At 39.3% G+C, this 15227-nt stretch carries 12 protein-coding genes; 5 read left to right on the forward strand and 7 right to left on the reverse strand.

The window, feature by feature from the left end; genetic code table 11:
- The first annotated feature begins 299 nt into the window (after positions 1–299).
- Positions 300–815 carry a hypothetical protein gene (locus I6F66_RS09035; RefSeq protein ID WP_165727149.1) on the forward strand — a complete coding sequence of 172 codons (516 nt, stop codon included), beginning with the start codon at positions 300–302 and terminating at the stop codon, positions 813–815.
- Positions 816–825: 10 nt separating this feature from the next.
- On the opposite strand, the gene I6F66_RS09040 is transcribed toward I6F66_RS09035, so the two are convergent.
- The 7 genes from I6F66_RS09040 to ampD form a co-directional block, all read right to left on the reverse strand.
- Positions 826–1506, reverse strand: coding sequence for a tRNA-uridine aminocarboxypropyltransferase (locus tag I6F66_RS09040; RefSeq protein ID WP_024590630.1), 681 nt, complete (start codon positions 1504–1506; stop codon positions 826–828).
- Positions 1507–1830: 324 nt separating this feature from the next.
- Positions 1831–3255, reverse strand: a complete 1425-nt coding sequence (lpdA, locus tag I6F66_RS09045; protein ID WP_007586124.1) for a dihydrolipoyl dehydrogenase — start codon at positions 3253–3255, stop codon at positions 1831–1833.
- 175 nt (positions 3256–3430) lie between these two features.
- Positions 3431–5350, reverse strand: coding sequence for a pyruvate dehydrogenase complex dihydrolipoyllysine-residue acetyltransferase (gene aceF / locus I6F66_RS09050; protein ID WP_197209128.1), 1920 nt, complete (start codon positions 5348–5350; stop codon positions 3431–3433).
- A gap of 10 nt (positions 5351–5360) precedes the next feature.
- Positions 5361–8027: a pyruvate dehydrogenase (acetyl-transferring), homodimeric type gene (gene aceE, locus I6F66_RS09055; RefSeq protein ID WP_010553346.1), complete on the reverse strand. Its 2667-nt coding sequence runs from the start codon at positions 8025–8027 to the stop codon at positions 5361–5363.
- A gap of 90 nt (positions 8028–8117) precedes the next feature.
- Positions 8118–8867 (reverse strand): pyruvate dehydrogenase complex transcriptional repressor PdhR, encoded by a 750-nt coding sequence (gene pdhR / locus I6F66_RS09060; protein ID WP_007586129.1) that lies wholly within the window; start codon positions 8865–8867, stop codon positions 8118–8120.
- Positions 8868–9219: 352 nt separating this feature from the next.
- Positions 9220–10071 carry a beta-lactamase regulator AmpE gene (ampE, locus tag I6F66_RS09065; RefSeq protein WP_197209129.1) on the reverse strand — a complete coding sequence of 284 codons (852 nt, stop codon included), beginning with the start codon at positions 10069–10071 and terminating at the stop codon, positions 9220–9222.
- Positions 10072–10084: 13 nt separating this feature from the next.
- On the reverse strand, positions 10085–10639 hold the full coding sequence (gene ampD / locus I6F66_RS09070; protein WP_197209130.1) for a 1,6-anhydro-N-acetylmuramyl-L-alanine amidase AmpD: 555 nt from the start codon (positions 10637–10639) through the stop codon (positions 10085–10087).
- 421 nt (positions 10640–11060) lie between these two features.
- On the opposite strand from ampD, the gene nadC reads away from it, so the two are divergent.
- From nadC to I6F66_RS09090, 4 genes are all read left to right on the forward strand, one after another.
- Complete coding sequence (gene nadC / locus I6F66_RS09075; RefSeq protein ID WP_197209131.1) at positions 11061–11912, forward strand: carboxylating nicotinate-nucleotide diphosphorylase; 852 nt, start codon at positions 11061–11063, stop codon at positions 11910–11912.
- 483 nt (positions 11913–12395) lie between these two features.
- The gene (locus tag I6F66_RS09080; RefSeq protein WP_197209132.1) at positions 12396–12821 is read left to right on the forward strand and encodes a pilin; all 426 of its coding nucleotides are present in this window, start codon (positions 12396–12398) and stop codon (positions 12819–12821) included.
- A 119-nt stretch (positions 12822–12940) separates the two neighbouring features.
- Positions 12941–14170, forward strand: coding sequence for a type II secretion system F family protein (locus I6F66_RS09085; protein WP_197209133.1), 1230 nt, complete (start codon positions 12941–12943; stop codon positions 14168–14170).
- Between the two features lie 163 nt (positions 14171–14333).
- Positions 14334–15227: an A24 family peptidase gene (locus tag I6F66_RS09090; protein ID WP_197119687.1), complete on the forward strand. Its 894-nt coding sequence runs from the start codon at positions 14334–14336 to the stop codon at positions 15225–15227.

Genomic DNA, 15227 nt, shown 5'->3' on the forward strand with positions numbered 1-15227 from the left:
TAAAAAGTAATATAGTAATAAACATGGATTAGTAAAAATTGGAGTTGATTAAGTTCAATTGCAGGATGCAGAAAATTAGAAGATTCCGCAAGCGCGCCTAGAGATAGAGCGCGCTTTTCTTTGCCTAAAATTTGGGTTTAGTAAAGCTCTAAGCAACTACCACTAACTTTTGCAGGGTAATACTGCATCCCAGCTAATCAATATTAATACCTTCAAATACTTTATTAATATTTTAAATTTCGCTAAGTTTTTCATTAATTGCGCCGATAACTAAGTAACGCAAGGATCATAAATACTCAATGGATATGAATTTTAAAACGCCGCAAAGCAATACCTTTTTATGTAAAGTATCAGACGCAAGTACAGCAAAACCAATTGGCGTTTTTAGTGCCCAAACTCCCAACGAAAATCCGTATAAAGCTTTATTTAGCCCCAAAGGTTATAACTTTTTAAATATGCCAATGAGTGAGTTTAAAAACATACTTAACGTAATTATCCAGTTAGAAAGCGATATTTCTATTAGTAAATGGGGTGAGGGTTCTCGACCTGATGAATTTAGTTATCAGCTTAATAGAATATCTAACGCTATTGCGACTACTCACTTTAAAGGAAAAACCGATATTAGCTGTTACTTTTTAAAGCGAGTCGAAGAGGCTAAGGATATGATTGGTGAGGACTGCACCTCGTTTATTCAGGCTCACAATAGCGTAAGCCAATTATATAATACGGTTTTACAATTAACATCTGAAGAAGGCTTCAGAGCAATTCAAAATAAAGCACTTGCTCACTTAAAAGAGCAGCAAGCTTTCGCTTAACTGCGTAAAACTACTCTTCTAGCGGTCGGCCTTTATTGCGCTTACCAAGCAAATACGCATCACGAAACTTAATAAAATGCTGTTCTAATTTAGAAGATGCATCCATTTCTCCCGCAAGCGCTAGCACCATAATAGCCACTTCAGCAGTGCCTAGTTGATGCGCATGAGGGGCAACACGTAATCGGTAATCAGATAGTTTATCAGCAGTAACAGAAAGTACAGGCAAGTTATCTAAGTATGGGCTTTTGCGAATCATTTTTTTAGCTTCACGCCAGGTACCATCTAAAAATATAAATAGCGGTTTTTTACCCTCTTCAATACTTATTTCGGTAATGGCCCTGCCCTCTTCTACATCTTCAGCAGGGAATACTACCATTGGCTGATATTGTGAATCGCTTATCAAAGCTAAAAGAGCGGGGTTAGGGTCTGTTCTATCCCATCTAAATGCGTGGTTATCTGGCACTATTTCAGCAATTAAGCGCCCAGTATTAGAAGGTTTAAAACTTTCATTGTGATACATTAATAAGCACACAGCTGCTTTACAATCTGCATGCTCAACACCTTTACAAATACAGTAGTGCTTAGCTATTAAGCATTGCTCACAGCGATCTAATTTACCGCCTCGAGCATTAAACTCTCGACGGGATTCACTTATTTGTTGAGCGCGTAATGCTAAAACTGAGTTTTTCACTGTATTTACCTTCAATTAATTAAGCGCGCATTGTAACGACTTATCGCTATTTAATCTTATATTTATAGTCATACCAACCTGCATAAATCTTTGATCAATTTAACGAATTAAATTGCACTATAACGTCGTTAAAAATTTTTTATTTAGAACAACTAGATACAAAAACTTTTGCCTAGTTCTAGCGTAATTTTCTTAACGTTAAATAGACCCCATATATAAGCAGATTGGTATCATTGAATTAATTCAACATCTCTTAAATTAAAAACCAGGCATAAAAAAACCCAACCAAAGTTGGGTTTTTCAAACAAATGCTAAAAAGTTAAATTACTTCTTTTTAACTGCTTTTTTGTTTGGTAAGTCAGTGATCGAACCTTCAAAAATTTCAGCTGCAAGGCCGATTGATTCATTCAATGTAGGGTGAGCATGAATAGTAAGCGCTAAGTCTTCACCATCAGCACCCATTTCAATACCTAAACCGATTTCGCCAAGCATTTCGCCCGCGTTAATACCGATCATAGCACCACCGATTATACGGCCACTTTCTTTATCAAAAATAAGTTTAGTAGAACCTTCAGTACGAGATGATGCAATAGCACGACCAGAAGCTGCCCACGGGAATACCGCAGTTTCAATTTTTAGGCCTTGCTCTTTTGCTTCTTTCTCAGTAACACCTACCCAAGCGATTTCTGGGTCAGTATACGCAATCGAAGGAATACATTTAGGGTCGAAGAAATGCTTCTGACCAGAAATAACTTCTGCAGCAACATGACCTTCATGAACCGCTTTATGCGCAAGCATAGGCTGGCCAACTAAGTCACCAATTGCAAAAATATGGCTTACGTTAGTACGTAATTGCTTATCAACATTAATAAAGCCACGCTCATCAACGTTTACGCCCGCTTTTTCAGCATCAAGTAAGTTACCGTTTGGAGTACGGCCAACTGCAACAAGCACTTTGTCGTAACGTACAGGTTCTGCTGGTGCGTTTTTACCTTCAAACGTTACGTATAAGCCATCTTTTTTAGCTTCAACACCAACAACTTTAGTTGAAAGCATTACGTTGAATTTTTTGCTTACGTATTTTTGGTAAATTTTGATAATGTCTTTATCAGCTGCTGGAACTAATTGGTCAGCAAATTCTACAACATCAATTGCAGAACCTAGTGCACGGTAAACCGTACCCATTTCAAGACCGATAATACCACCACCAAGTACAAGTAGTTTTTCTGGTACATCTTTAAGCTCTAGCGCGCCAGTTGAATCAATTACACGGTCATCTTGTGGGATGAAAGGTAAGTTAACTGGTTTAGAACCTGCTGCAATAATCGCGTTATCAAACGTGATAGTTGTAGAGTCTTTCTCGCCTTCAACTACTAAAGTATTGCTGCCAGTGAATTTACCGTAACCAGATACAACTTTCACTTTACGCATTTTAGCCATGCCCTCTAGTCCACCAGTTAACTGGCCAACTACAGAATCTTTCCAAGTACGAACTTGGTCAAGATCGATCTTTGGTGCGCCAAAAGTAACACCATGAGATGACATTTCAGCTGCATCATCAATCACTTTAGCTACGTGTAAAAGTGCTTTTGAAGGAATACAACCAACATTAAGACATACGCCGCCTAATGTTTCACGAGATTCTACCAATGTAACTTCTAAGCCCAAGTCAGCAGCGCGGAATGCCGCAGAGTAACCACCAGGACCACCGCCTAGTACAACAACTTGAGTTTTTAATTCGTTGCTCATGCTATTACCTTAATTGTTTGAACGGGACACTGCCCTAAAGTTTAACTGCCATGTTTCTGCAAGGCAGAAAGTGAGAGCAGATCACAAATTTGTGCAAAGATTGTATCATTGCAAATGGTAAAAATCCCAGCTAAAAACAACTGGCTGGGATTTGATTCTATTCATTGTCCAGCGATTACATCACCAATTGGCGAATATCGCTCATGTAACTTGCAAGAGTCACAGTAAAGCGTGCAGCTAAGGCTCCGTCAATAACCCTATGGTCGTATGACATAGACAGCGGAACCATTAGTTTTGGTTCAAACTCTTTGCCATTCCATTTAGGTTTCATTTCAGATTTAGACACACCTAAAATAGCCACTTCTGGTGCATTAACAATCGGCGTAAATGCCGTACCGCCAATACCGCCAAGGCTAGAAATAGTAAAACAACCACCTTGCATATCAGACGATGTAAGCTTCCCGTCACGTGCTTTAACAGATACTTCCATTAATTCGCGTGATAGTTCAATAATGCCTTTTTTATCAACATCTTTAAACACTGGTACAACTAAACCGTTTGGCGTATCAACTGCAACACCAATGTTAATGTACTTTTTAAGGATTAAGCTTTCGCCGTCCTCAGAAAGCGATGAGTTGAATTTTGGAAATTCAGCAAGTGCTTTTGCAGCTGCTTTCATTACAAACACAAGCGGCGTAATTTTAACACCCAGCTTTTTCTTCTCGCTAAGCACATTTTGCTCTTTACGGAATACTTCAAGGCTTGTGATATCAGCTTCGTCAAACTGTGTAACATGTGGGATTTGCACCCAGTTACGGTGTAAGTTTTTGCCTGATAGCTTTTGAATACGAGACAGCTTTTGCTCTTCAATTTCGCCAAACTTAGCAAAATCAACTTTAGGCCATGGAATAAGACCAAGCTCGCTACCACCAGCGCTACTACCTGCTGACAATTGACCAGACTCAACTTGCTTAACTAAGTTTTTAACGTAGTTTTGCACGTCTTCTTTAACTATACGGGCTTTGCGACCAGTGCCTTTAACATTAGCTAGGTTAATACCAAACTCACGCGCTAAACGGCGAACAACAGGTGATGCATGAGCATACGCGCTGTTTTCTGTGAAGCTTTCATTACTTGCTTTTGCTGGTGCCGCTTGAGCCGGTGCCGACTCGGTTTTAGCCGCAGCTGCAGGTGCTGATTTTTCAGCTGGTGCAGATACTGCTACTGGCGCGCTGCCTGCAACTTCAAATACAAAAATTAATGAGCCAGTCGATACTTTATCGCCAGCGGCTACTTTAATTTCTTTAACTGTACCGGCAAATGGAGCTGGTACTTCCATTGCAGCTTTGTCGCCTTCAACGTTTAAGATTGATTGATCTTCTTCAACCGTATCGCCAACTGCAACCATAATTTCAGTTACTTCAACTTCATCGCCACCAATATCAGGTACATTTACTTCTTTAGTAGTTGGTGCTGCGCTTGCTGTTGAGCTAGCTGCTGGCGCTTCTACAGGAGCCGACTCTTTAGCCGGTGCTGCAGATTCACTTCCTGCTACTTCAAAAACAAACACTAATGAGCCTGTTTTAACTGTATCGCCAGCGGCGACTTTAATTTCTTTAACTATACCGGCAAATGGAGCGGGAACTTCCATTGCTGCCTTGTCGCCTTCCACGTTTAAGATAGATTGCTCTTCTGAAACGGTGTCGCCAACAGCAACCATGATTTCAGTTACTTCAACTTCATCATCGCCAATATCTGGTACGGTTACTTCTTTAGTTGAAGAACCTGTAGAAGCAGCAGGTGCTGCCTCTTCAGATTTAGCTGGAGCAGCGGCTGATGCTTTTTCTTCACCAGTGCTTTCACTCTCGCCTTCAAACAAAAATACTAAAGAGCCTGTTGTAACGGTGTCGCCAACATTTACTTTAATTTCTTTAACTGTACCCGCTTGCGAAGCAGGTATTTCCATTGATGCTTTGTCGCCTTCAACATTTAATAATGATTGGTCCACATCTACTTTGTCGCCAACGCTTACTAATATTTCGGTTACTTCTACTTCATCGTCACCAATATCTGGTACTTTAATTTCAATACTCATTGCAAACCTCTTATGCGTACAGTGGGTTAAGTTTGTTAGTGTCGATGTTGAACTTTTTAAGTGCTTCAACAACTACTGACTTCTCAACTTCACCGCGTTTAGCAAGTTCAGATAACGTAGCAACAACAACGTAGCCCGCGTTAACTTCAAAGTGACGACGTAGGTTTTCACGGCTATCAGAACGACCGTAACCATCTGTACCTAACACTTTGTAGTTGCTGCTTGGAATGAATGAACGCGCTTGTTCTGCGTAGTTTTTCATGTAATCCGTTGCTGCAACAGTCACAGAGTCGTTTAATACGCTTGTGATGAATGCTGTTTTTTGCTCGCCTTCAGGGTTAAGCATATTGAAACGTTCAACATCTTGACCTTCACGCGTTAATTCGTTGAAAGACGTTACAGAGAACACGTCAGACGCAATGCCATACTCTTCGCTTAGAATCGTAGCGGCTTTACGCACTTCAGTCATAATAGTACCTGAGCTTAATAGCTGTACGTTGGCTTTTTTACCTTCGTAACTTTCAAGCTTGTAAATACCTTTACGGATACCTTCTTCAGCGCCTTCTGGCATAGCTGGCTGATGGTAGTTTTCGTTCATAAGCGTTAGGTAGTAGTAAATATTTTCTTGGTCATCACCGTACATACGACGAATACCGTCTTGTACAATAACAGCAACTTCAAACGCGTAAGTTGGGTCATATGAAATACAGTTAGGAACCGTATTAGCAAGAATATGACTGTGACCATCTTCGTGTTGCAAGCCTTCACCATTTAGCGTTGTACGACCCGCAGTAGCACCTAATAAGAAACCACGTGCTTGTTGATCGCCCGCCATCCATGCCATGTCGCCAACGCGTTGGAAACCAAACATAGAGTAGTAAATGTAGAACGGGATCATTGGTAAATCGTTAGTGCTATATGAAGTTGCAGCAGCAACCCATGACGACATTGCACCTAACTCATTAATACCTTCTTGAAGCACTTGCCCTGATACAGTTTCTTTGTAGTAAGAAACAATATCACGATCCTGTGGCGTATAGTTTTGGCCATGCGGATTGTAAATACCGATTTGACGGAATAAACCTTCCATACCAAATGTACGCGCTTCATCGGCAATAATTGGTACGATGTTTTTACCAATGCCTTTATCTTTTAATAAGATATTAAGTGCACGAACAAAACCCATAGTCGTAGAAATATCACGTTTTTGTTCTTCAAGTAGCGGCTTAAACGCGTCTACTTCTGGCAACGTAAGTTTTTCACTAAAACGTGGAATACGCTTAGGTGTGTAACCTTTAAGTTCATCACGACGAGCATGTAGGTATTTATACTCAGGTGAACCTTCTTCAAGTTCTAAATAAGGTAGTTCTGCAAGTTGCTCTTCAGATACTAAATCATCAAGACCAAGGCGTGAACGTAAATGCGCAACATGCGACATGTCCATTTTTTTCACTTGGTGCGCAATGTTTTTACCTTCAGCTGCTTCACCCATGCCGTAACCTTTTACAGTTTTAGCAAGAATTACAGTTGGACGGCCTTTAGTGTCTTCTGCTTTTTTAAATGCAGCAAATAATTTTGATGACTCATGACCACCACGCTTAAGCGCGAAAATTTCGTCATCTGTCATGTCAGCAACAAGTGCTGCTGTTTCTGGGTAACGACCAAAGAAGTTTTCGCGTACGTACGCGCCATCTTTAGCTTTATATGTTTGGTAATCGCCATCAACAGTTTCGTTCATTAACTGTAGTAATTTACCCGTTGTGTCTTTAGCTAGAAGAATATCCCAACCGCTGCCCCACACTAGTTTAATTACGTTCCAGCCAGCGCCTTTAAACAAGCCTTCTAGCTCTTGAATAATTTTACCGTTACCCATAACTGGGCCGTCTAAACGCTGTAAGTTACAGTTAACTAAGTAACAAAGGTTATCTAATTTTTCACGTGCAGCAAAAGAGATTGCACCGCGTGATTCTGGCTCATCCATTTCACCGTCACCTAAAAACGCGTATACACGTTGGTTTTTAGTATCTTTTAAGCCACGACCATCTAAGTATTTTAAGAAGCGTGCTTGGTAAATAGACGAAATAGGACCTAAGCCCATTGATACCGTAGGGAACTGCCAAAATTCAGGCATTAACTTAGGGTGAGGGTACGATGGTAAGCCTTCGCCATCAACTTCTTGGCGGAAGTTATCTAGTTGTGCAGCCGATAAACGACCTTCAACAAATGCACGTGCGTAAATACCTGGAGAAATATGACCTTGGTAATAAACTAAGTCACCACCGTCTACATCATTTGGTGCTTTAAAAAAGTGGTTAAAACACACTTCATAAAATGCAGCAGATGATTGGTAAGACGCCATATGGCCGCCTAAGTCGAGATCTTTTTTAGATGCACGTAGAACGATCATAATCGCGTTCCAACGTATAATTGAACGAATACGACGCTCAAGATTTACATCACCCGGGTAAGCAGGTTCTTGATCTACAGGAATAGTATTAACGTAGTTCGTGGTAATACCCGTTGGCATATCAACGCCGTCTAAACGGGCTTGCTCTAATACTTGCTCAAGTAAAAACTGAGCTCGTTCAACACCTTCTTCGCGCACAACTGATTCAAGAGCTTGTAACCACTCTTGTGTTTCTAGCGCGTCTACGTCAATTTTATTGACTTCAGACATATGGAGGTTTCCTTATGTTTAAAATACGAATATTGTTAATTTAATATCACAGCTACTTAATTTATGTGTTCAAAGTAGTTATGTACTAACTTAATTTTGTTTAGTGCGTCTTAAACTACGTTCAATTCGCGAATGTTCTTTGCCTGCTTCAAGTAGTGCTTCTTCTATAAATGCTAAGTGCGCATTACTTGCTAAACGGGCTTGTTCTGGATTACCGTCAATAACGGCATCCATTAATAAACGCCTGTGTTGGGCTAATTGACTGCTAATATCTGACTTTTTTAATAAAACAGTTAAATTTTGCAATACATTTTGCTCAAGCAGCGCTTTCATGCCTCTTACTAAATGCAGTAACACCACGTTATGCGAGGCTTCTGCCACGCTAAAGTGAAATGCATTAATTGCTTTTGCTTTTTGCTGTAAATCATCATTAACTAGGGCAATTTTATCAAAGCTTTCTTTCACTTTGCTAAAATCGTTGCTGGTCCCGCGCAGTGCCGCGTAGTAAGCAGCAATCCCTTCTAATGCATGACGAAATTCAAGTAAATCAAACTGCGACTCAGGGTGTTTACTAATCAAATCAAAAAGTGGATCAGTAAGCCCTTCTTCGAGCTGATTTTTTACAAACGTGCCGCCACCCTGGCGACGCGTAACTAAACCTTTCGCTTCTAATTTTTGAATTGCCTCACGCAGTGACGGGCGAGACACTTCAAATTGCTTTGCTAGTTCACGCTCTGGTGGCAACTTTTCACCTGGTGCTAACGAGCCTTCAAGAATCATGTTCTCGAGTTGCTGTAAAATAACATCAGATAACTTTGCTGCTTTGATCTTTAAAGACATGAATCAACGTCCGCGTTGTATAAATACCAAGAGCCCATAAAGCGGGGCTTTGAGTAGTATGATTTACCCAAAAGGTAAATTGGTCATACCAAAAATTTTCAATACGGTATCAAAAACCTTATTAGCTGTCAATTTACAGGTAACTTGAGCAATTAAAGTAGCGTAACGCATTTTGAACGAAGATTAAACAATGCGCAATTTACAAAAATTGTTATAACGTTAATAGGATGAAAACAATTGGTCTGACCAGAAGAAATTAGAATATTAGCTCTATTTTATTGTGTTTAAAAATTGCAGGAAGAGATTAAAGCACCTTACATTGCATAAGGTACTTTATTAAAAAGGTATTAACTTAAGACAGTCCACCAAATAATGTAAGTAGTGCTATAAGTACTAAGTAAAATAATACATTGCGCTTAACAAGCTTAATCATACAAGTGGCCTCGTAGGTACAGCCGTAATAACGCTTTTCAACTTGCTCTGCAGCCAGCGCAGTACATGTTACTACTTCTCGGTTTGGAGATTTAAAGTTAAGTACGTAACGTAGCCAACAGCTTGTGCCTTTATTAAAGTTACCTATTACTAAATAACCAAAGCTTGTAATGCGTGCAGGTAACCAGTCGAGCCAAAACAGTAGTTTATGTATAAGTTTAAAACGCTTAGCAAATATTACTTTATGATCTTCTCGTACTAAATCAGCTAAAGTACGTACCAGAGCATATAAAACCGCACCTGGCGCGCCTAAAACAACAAACCAAAAAATAACCGCGCAGTAAAATCTAAAGTTTACCCATGCCAATGTTTGCCCAAAGGTTCCGCCACCATCTTGATCATCAGTACGCTTTTGACCTATTTGCAACGCATATAAAGATGCAGCAGTACCATCATCTCGCGTTAACGCATTTAAGTACGACTTATATAAAGCACGCTGCTTAGCACAACCAAAGCAAACCAAAAGCACCGCGATATTAATGCCCAACTGCCACAATACAAAATCTGACAAACAATAAATTAGTGCCATCGCAATCACTGGAAGTAAAAGCCAAATTAAAAAGCCCGGTGCTGAGCTAAATAAGCCCTTATCACCAAGTAATTTATTAGAGCGATTTAAATAACCATTTGCGTAATAACTTATCTGCCAGTAATTAGACCGAGCTCCTAAGCGCTCTAGTATTAATGCAATTATTATAGAAACTAAAATCATGGGAGTAACTCTCTTAACTTAGTTGTTCAAGCATATTAAAAAACAATGGCCAATTAAAGCTACTGCCAGGATCTGTTTTACGCCCAGGGGCAATATCGCAATGCCCAACAATACGCGAAGAGGTAATTTTTGGATAGCGTTGCATTATAGATTTACTAATAATAGTTAATGTTTTGTACTGTGCTAAAGAATATGGAGCGGTGTCGGTACCTTCAAGCTCAATGCCAATGCTAAAGTTATTACAAGCAGGTACCCCCTCAAACTCGGATTGCCCTGCATGCCAAGCGCGCTTTTCAAAAGGCACGTATTGTATAACCTCACCGGTGCGCTTTATAAAGCAATGGGCCGATACACGTAAATTATTTAAGTCACTAAAACTCGGATGAGCATTGCAATCAATGCTACCCATAAATAACTCATCAACGAAAGATGTACCAAACTGCCCTGCTGGCAATGATATATTGTGAATCACCAATAAAGAAATATCAGCCTCATCAGGGCGCTCATCAAAATGCGAACAAGGCCGCTGCGCTACCGTACTTAAAACACCGTTTAAATCTATTTTCATGATACGTTTATTATATAAATATCAAGATATACATAGCACTGATGCTAATGGATTTATTAAAAAAATGATAGTAACAAGCGAAGTATAAAACCTCACCTACAAATAATTCAAGCCCATACGTAGGTACGAATTTACATCCGCTCATGTAACATAACTTTTGAAATTAAAAGCGAGGTATAAAACCTCACCTACAGATAATTCAAACCCACACGTGGGTGCGAATTTACATCCGCTCATGTAACGTAACTTTTGAAATTAAAAACGAGGTATAAAACCTCACCTACAGATAATTTAAACCCACACGTAGGTGCGAATTTACTACAAGCGCTTATCTTTATATTGGCGAAAAGGCAATCGCTTCTCTTTCTTTTATAAACATAGTAAAATTTGCTTAATTTATTAACGCTTATGAGCTTTTATTATGTCTATCCCGCACTCTTTAGTTAGCCAACTTGTCACTCTTGCACTCGACGAAGATCTAAATTATCAAACCGCGCAAGCAGGCGATATTACCGCGCAGCTTATCCCTCAGAGCGAGCAAGCCAACGCAAAAGTAATCACCCGCGAAGACTGCATTTTTTGTGGAAAAGACATCATCCTTGAAGTATTCAAACAAGTAGACCCAAGCGTTAAAGTTAATGTACTAATAAACGACGGCGACGCAGTTAAAGCAAACAGCACATTATTTACCGCTATTGGCTCGGCTCGTTCAATATTAACTGCCGAACGAACTGCCCTTAACTTTGTGCAAACCTTATCGGGTACAGCAACTACTACAGCGCATTACGTAAAAGAGTTAAGTGGTACAACTACGCAACTACTCGATACACGCAAAACCATACCTGGTCTGCGCGCTCTTCAAAAATACGCAGTAAAATGTGGCGGGGGTGCAAACCATCGTATTGGATTATTTGACGCTTTTTTAATTAAAGAAAATCATATAGCAGCTTGCGGCACAATAAACAAAGCCGTAGCTCAAGCTAAACAAAACCACCCAAACAAACCAGTCGAAGTCGAAGTCGAATCACTCCCTGAACTTAAGCAAGCGATTGAGGCTGGTGCCGACATAATTATGCTCGACAACTTTAGCGTAGAGCAAATTAAACAAGCTGTAATTTTGACCAACAAACGTGCAAAACTAGAGGTTTCAGGCAATATGACCCTAGAAACGCTCAAAACTTATTCACAAGCCGGCGTCGATTTTATATCAAGCGGAGCGTTAACAAAAAACTTACAATCAATCGATTTATCGATGCGTTTTGAACAATTTTAAAGCAGCAACTGCCAATTAATACCGCTAATCGATTGACAAGTTAAGTAAAAAAGCATTAAATAACCCGAAAGGCTTACTTTGTAACATTTTGTTAAATAAAATCGCTTTTTTATAAGAAGATACGTGCTAAATACTAAAATAAAATGGTAGACTAATTCTGTTGTACTATTTTATTTTAAAAGGTAGTCATAAATAACTAGTACCTTTATTTTTTAAAGACATAATTAAAAACTAAAGCAACTAAACTACTTACTTTATGCCTATACTATTTGTTGCTACAACATGTAGTGCTCTTAGTAAACTTTTATAGTTAGTACTAAACATAATGAATTCACATACGGCTTTTGTGTTTCATACTCTAAAGCTAAAGTGTAATAAAATTAATTTTAAGTAAAACTGTAAAGTAAATCAGTTAAATTAAGTGAGGCATTTTGCCGCTTAAGTGATTTAAGTTACAAAAATCTATCCTTTAGGAGAGGAAACATGAAAACAATGACTCAAAAACAACAGGGTTTCACCCTAATTGAATTAATGATTGTAGTAGCAATCATCGGTATTCTTGCTGCAATTGCATTGCCTGCTTACTCAAACTATCAAGCATCAGCTAAATTAACAGCCGGCTTGGCAGAAATATCTGCTGGTAAGACAGGCTTTGAAGTTGCTGCTAATGCAGGTGAAATACCGGATATAGATGATGCGGGTTTGCAAGCAAAAACAGCAAACTGCGACATAACTGTTTCAGGAACAGCGATTAAATGTGCTGTTATTAATGCACCTTCTCAGCTAGGTACGGCAACAACAATGACATGGACGAGAACAGCTGCTGGAGCATGGAGCTGTTTGACCGTAACAACTACAGCAGGCGCAGATCTTGTACCTAAAAGCTGCCCAACAGCCGTTACTCCTTAATATATCCTAGACGATATACATTAAAACGCTCATTTGAGCGTTTTTTTTTAAGTGATTATGACCATACTGAATTTGTTAGCTTATAATTGATTTACCAATACTGTTAGGTAGTTTTATTTATGGCAAAAAAACAACAAGATAAAGGCCTCGATACTTTTCAGTGGATAGGTGTAAGTGCACGAGGGAAAAAACTTGAAGGGGAGCTTACAGGCAATAGTATATCATTAGTAAAAGCCCAGCTTCGCAAACAAGGCATTACGCCCTCAAAAGTCAAACGTAAAGCAAAACCGTTATTTGGCATTCAGAGTGTTCAAAAAATCACCCCAAAAGATATAGCCTTATTGACTCGCCAAATAGCGACTATGTTGATGGCCGGCGTTCCTTTAATACAAGCTATTGAAATGATTGGTTCTGGCTCAACCAATAAAAGTGTCGCTAAGCTAATGGAGACTATTGCCGATGAAGTAAAAGCGGGCCAGCCATTATCTACAGCGCTTAGAAAACACCCTCGCTATTTTGATGATTTATATTGTGATTTAGTCGCATCAGGTGAGCAGTCAGGTGCGCTTGATAGAATATTTGATCGTGTTGCTATTTATAAAGAAAAGTCTGAAGCATTAAAGTCAAAAATTAAAAAGGCGATGTTTTACCCTATTTCGGTATTGGTGATTGCAGGTATTGTTACCTCAATATTATTAATATTTGTAGTACCGCAGTTTCAAGAAATTTTTGCTGGTTTTGGAGCTGAACTCCCTGCATTCACATTATTTGTAATTGGTATATCAGAATTTATGCAAGCATATTGGTGGATGATTCTTATTGGAATGTTTGCTTTTGGATACGCATTTAAAGAAGCAAAACTCAGAAGCCTAAAACTAAGAGATGCAACCGACAGAGCAATACTAAAACTGCCTGTTATTGGCATGATTTTAAATAAAGCGGCTGTTGCTCGCTATGCAAGGACTCTTTCAACTACGTTTGCTGCCGGTGTGCCGCTGGTTGATGCACTTGACTCTGCCGCTGGGGCTTCCGGCAATGCAGTATATCGTTACGCTATTTTAGATATAAAAGTTGAGGTAAGCTCTGGTAATCAGATGAACTGGGCAATGCGTAACTCAAAAATATTCCCTGATATGGTAATACAAATGGTTGCGATTGGTGAGGAGTCTGGCTCGCTAGACGGCATGCTTGCTAAAGTAGCGACTATTTACGAGCAAGAAGTTGATGATGCTGTAGATGGCCTTTCTAGCCTGCTTGAGCCACTTATTATGGCTGTACTCGGTGTACTTGTTGGTGGCTTGATTGTTGCTATGTACTTACCTATTTTCCAACTTGGCTCTGTTATTTAATTACCAAAAATAACAATTCACAGGAAATAAAAGAGAAGGCTTACTTTTTGATAAGGTATAGCTATTAATGTCCTCTCATTTACTCTCTTTCACTTCTCTTTGTGATAAATACTTCACTTAATTTTTAAACGCTTAATTTTTAAAATAATTTTCAGGTAATATGATGCAAAGTATTATAGAAGTAATGCAAAGCCAGTTGTGGTTTTACTTAACCACCGTTGGCTTAATTAGTTTATGTATTGGTAGTTTTTTAAATGTGGTTATTTATCGCTTACCGCTAATGATGCAACGTGAGTGGCAAAGCGAATGCAGACTACTGTTAGAAGATGAACTTACAGGGAATAAACCTAAACAAGCCAATATCAGCGAGCCTTTTAACTTAGTAAAACCCAACTCTACCTGCCCTAAATGTAAAACTGCCATTAAACCTTGGCAGAATATTCCTATTATTAGTTGGTTAGCACTTAAAGGTAAATGCGCAAGCTGCAGTAATCCTATTTCGGCCCGATACCCTGCTGTAGAGCTAATTACTGCCATATTAAGTTTAGTTGTTGCTTATAGCTTTGGTGCGACCGAGCAAGCCCTTTTATATATTTTTGTAACGTGGATTTTAGTAGCACTAACCTTTATTGATATTGACCACATGTTACTGCCAGACCAGCTTACATTACCGCTTGTATGGCTTGCACTTATTGCCTCGGTATTGGGTTACACAATTACACCAACCGATGCCATTATTGGCGCGGCTTGTGGTTATTTAAGCTTATGGAGCGTGTTTTGGTTATTTAAGTTATTAACCGGTAAAGAAGGCATGGGCTATGGCGACTTTAAACTGCTTGCTGTATTTGGTGCTTTGCTTGGCTGGCAGTCATTACTCACTATTATTCTGCTTTCGAGCGTAGTAGGTGCAATTATAGGTATTGCACTATTAAGCATACAAGGTAAAGACAAAGCTACCCCTATCCCTTTTGGGCCTTATTTAGCGATAGCGGGCTGGATTGCAATGCTTTGGGGTAACCAAATTCAAGGCGCTTATTTTAATTTAATTGGTTATTAA

It is taken from the genome of Pseudoalteromonas sp. NZS100_1 (assembly GCF_015864285.1).
GTDB classification, from domain to species: domain Bacteria; phylum Pseudomonadota; class Gammaproteobacteria; order Enterobacterales; family Alteromonadaceae; genus Pseudoalteromonas; species Pseudoalteromonas arctica.

Bases quoted from the DNA above. Each gene is read 5' to 3' on its own strand.
- I6F66_RS09035 (WP_165727149.1), top strand. From the start codon at position 300: ATGGATATGAATTTTAAAACGCCGCAAAGCAATACCTTTTTATGTAAA.
- lpdA (WP_007586124.1), bottom strand. From the start codon at position 3,255: ATGAGCAACGAATTAAAAACTCAAGTTGTTGTACTAGGCGGTGGTCCT.
- aceF (WP_197209128.1), bottom strand. From the start codon at position 5,350: ATGAGTATTGAAATTAAAGTACCAGATATTGGTGACGATGAAGTAGAA.
- aceE (WP_010553346.1), bottom strand. From the start codon at position 8,027: ATGTCTGAAGTCAATAAAATTGACGTAGACGCGCTAGAAACACAAGAG.
- pdhR (WP_007586129.1), bottom strand. From the start codon at position 8,867: ATGTCTTTAAAGATCAAAGCAGCAAAGTTATCTGATGTTATTTTACAG.
- ampE (WP_197209129.1), bottom strand. From the start codon at position 10,071: ATGATTTTAGTTTCTATAATAATTGCATTAATACTAGAGCGCTTAGGA.
- ampD (WP_197209130.1), bottom strand. From the start codon at position 10,639: ATGAAAATAGATTTAAACGGTGTTTTAAGTACGGTAGCGCAGCGGCCT.
- nadC (WP_197209131.1), top strand. From the start codon at position 11,061: ATGTCTATCCCGCACTCTTTAGTTAGCCAACTTGTCACTCTTGCACTC.
- I6F66_RS09080 (WP_197209132.1), top strand. From the start codon at position 12,396: ATGAAAACAATGACTCAAAAACAACAGGGTTTCACCCTAATTGAATTA.
- I6F66_RS09085 (WP_197209133.1), top strand. From the start codon at position 12,941: ATGGCAAAAAAACAACAAGATAAAGGCCTCGATACTTTTCAGTGGATA.
- I6F66_RS09090 (WP_197119687.1), top strand. From the start codon at position 14,334: ATGCAAAGTATTATAGAAGTAATGCAAAGCCAGTTGTGGTTTTACTTA.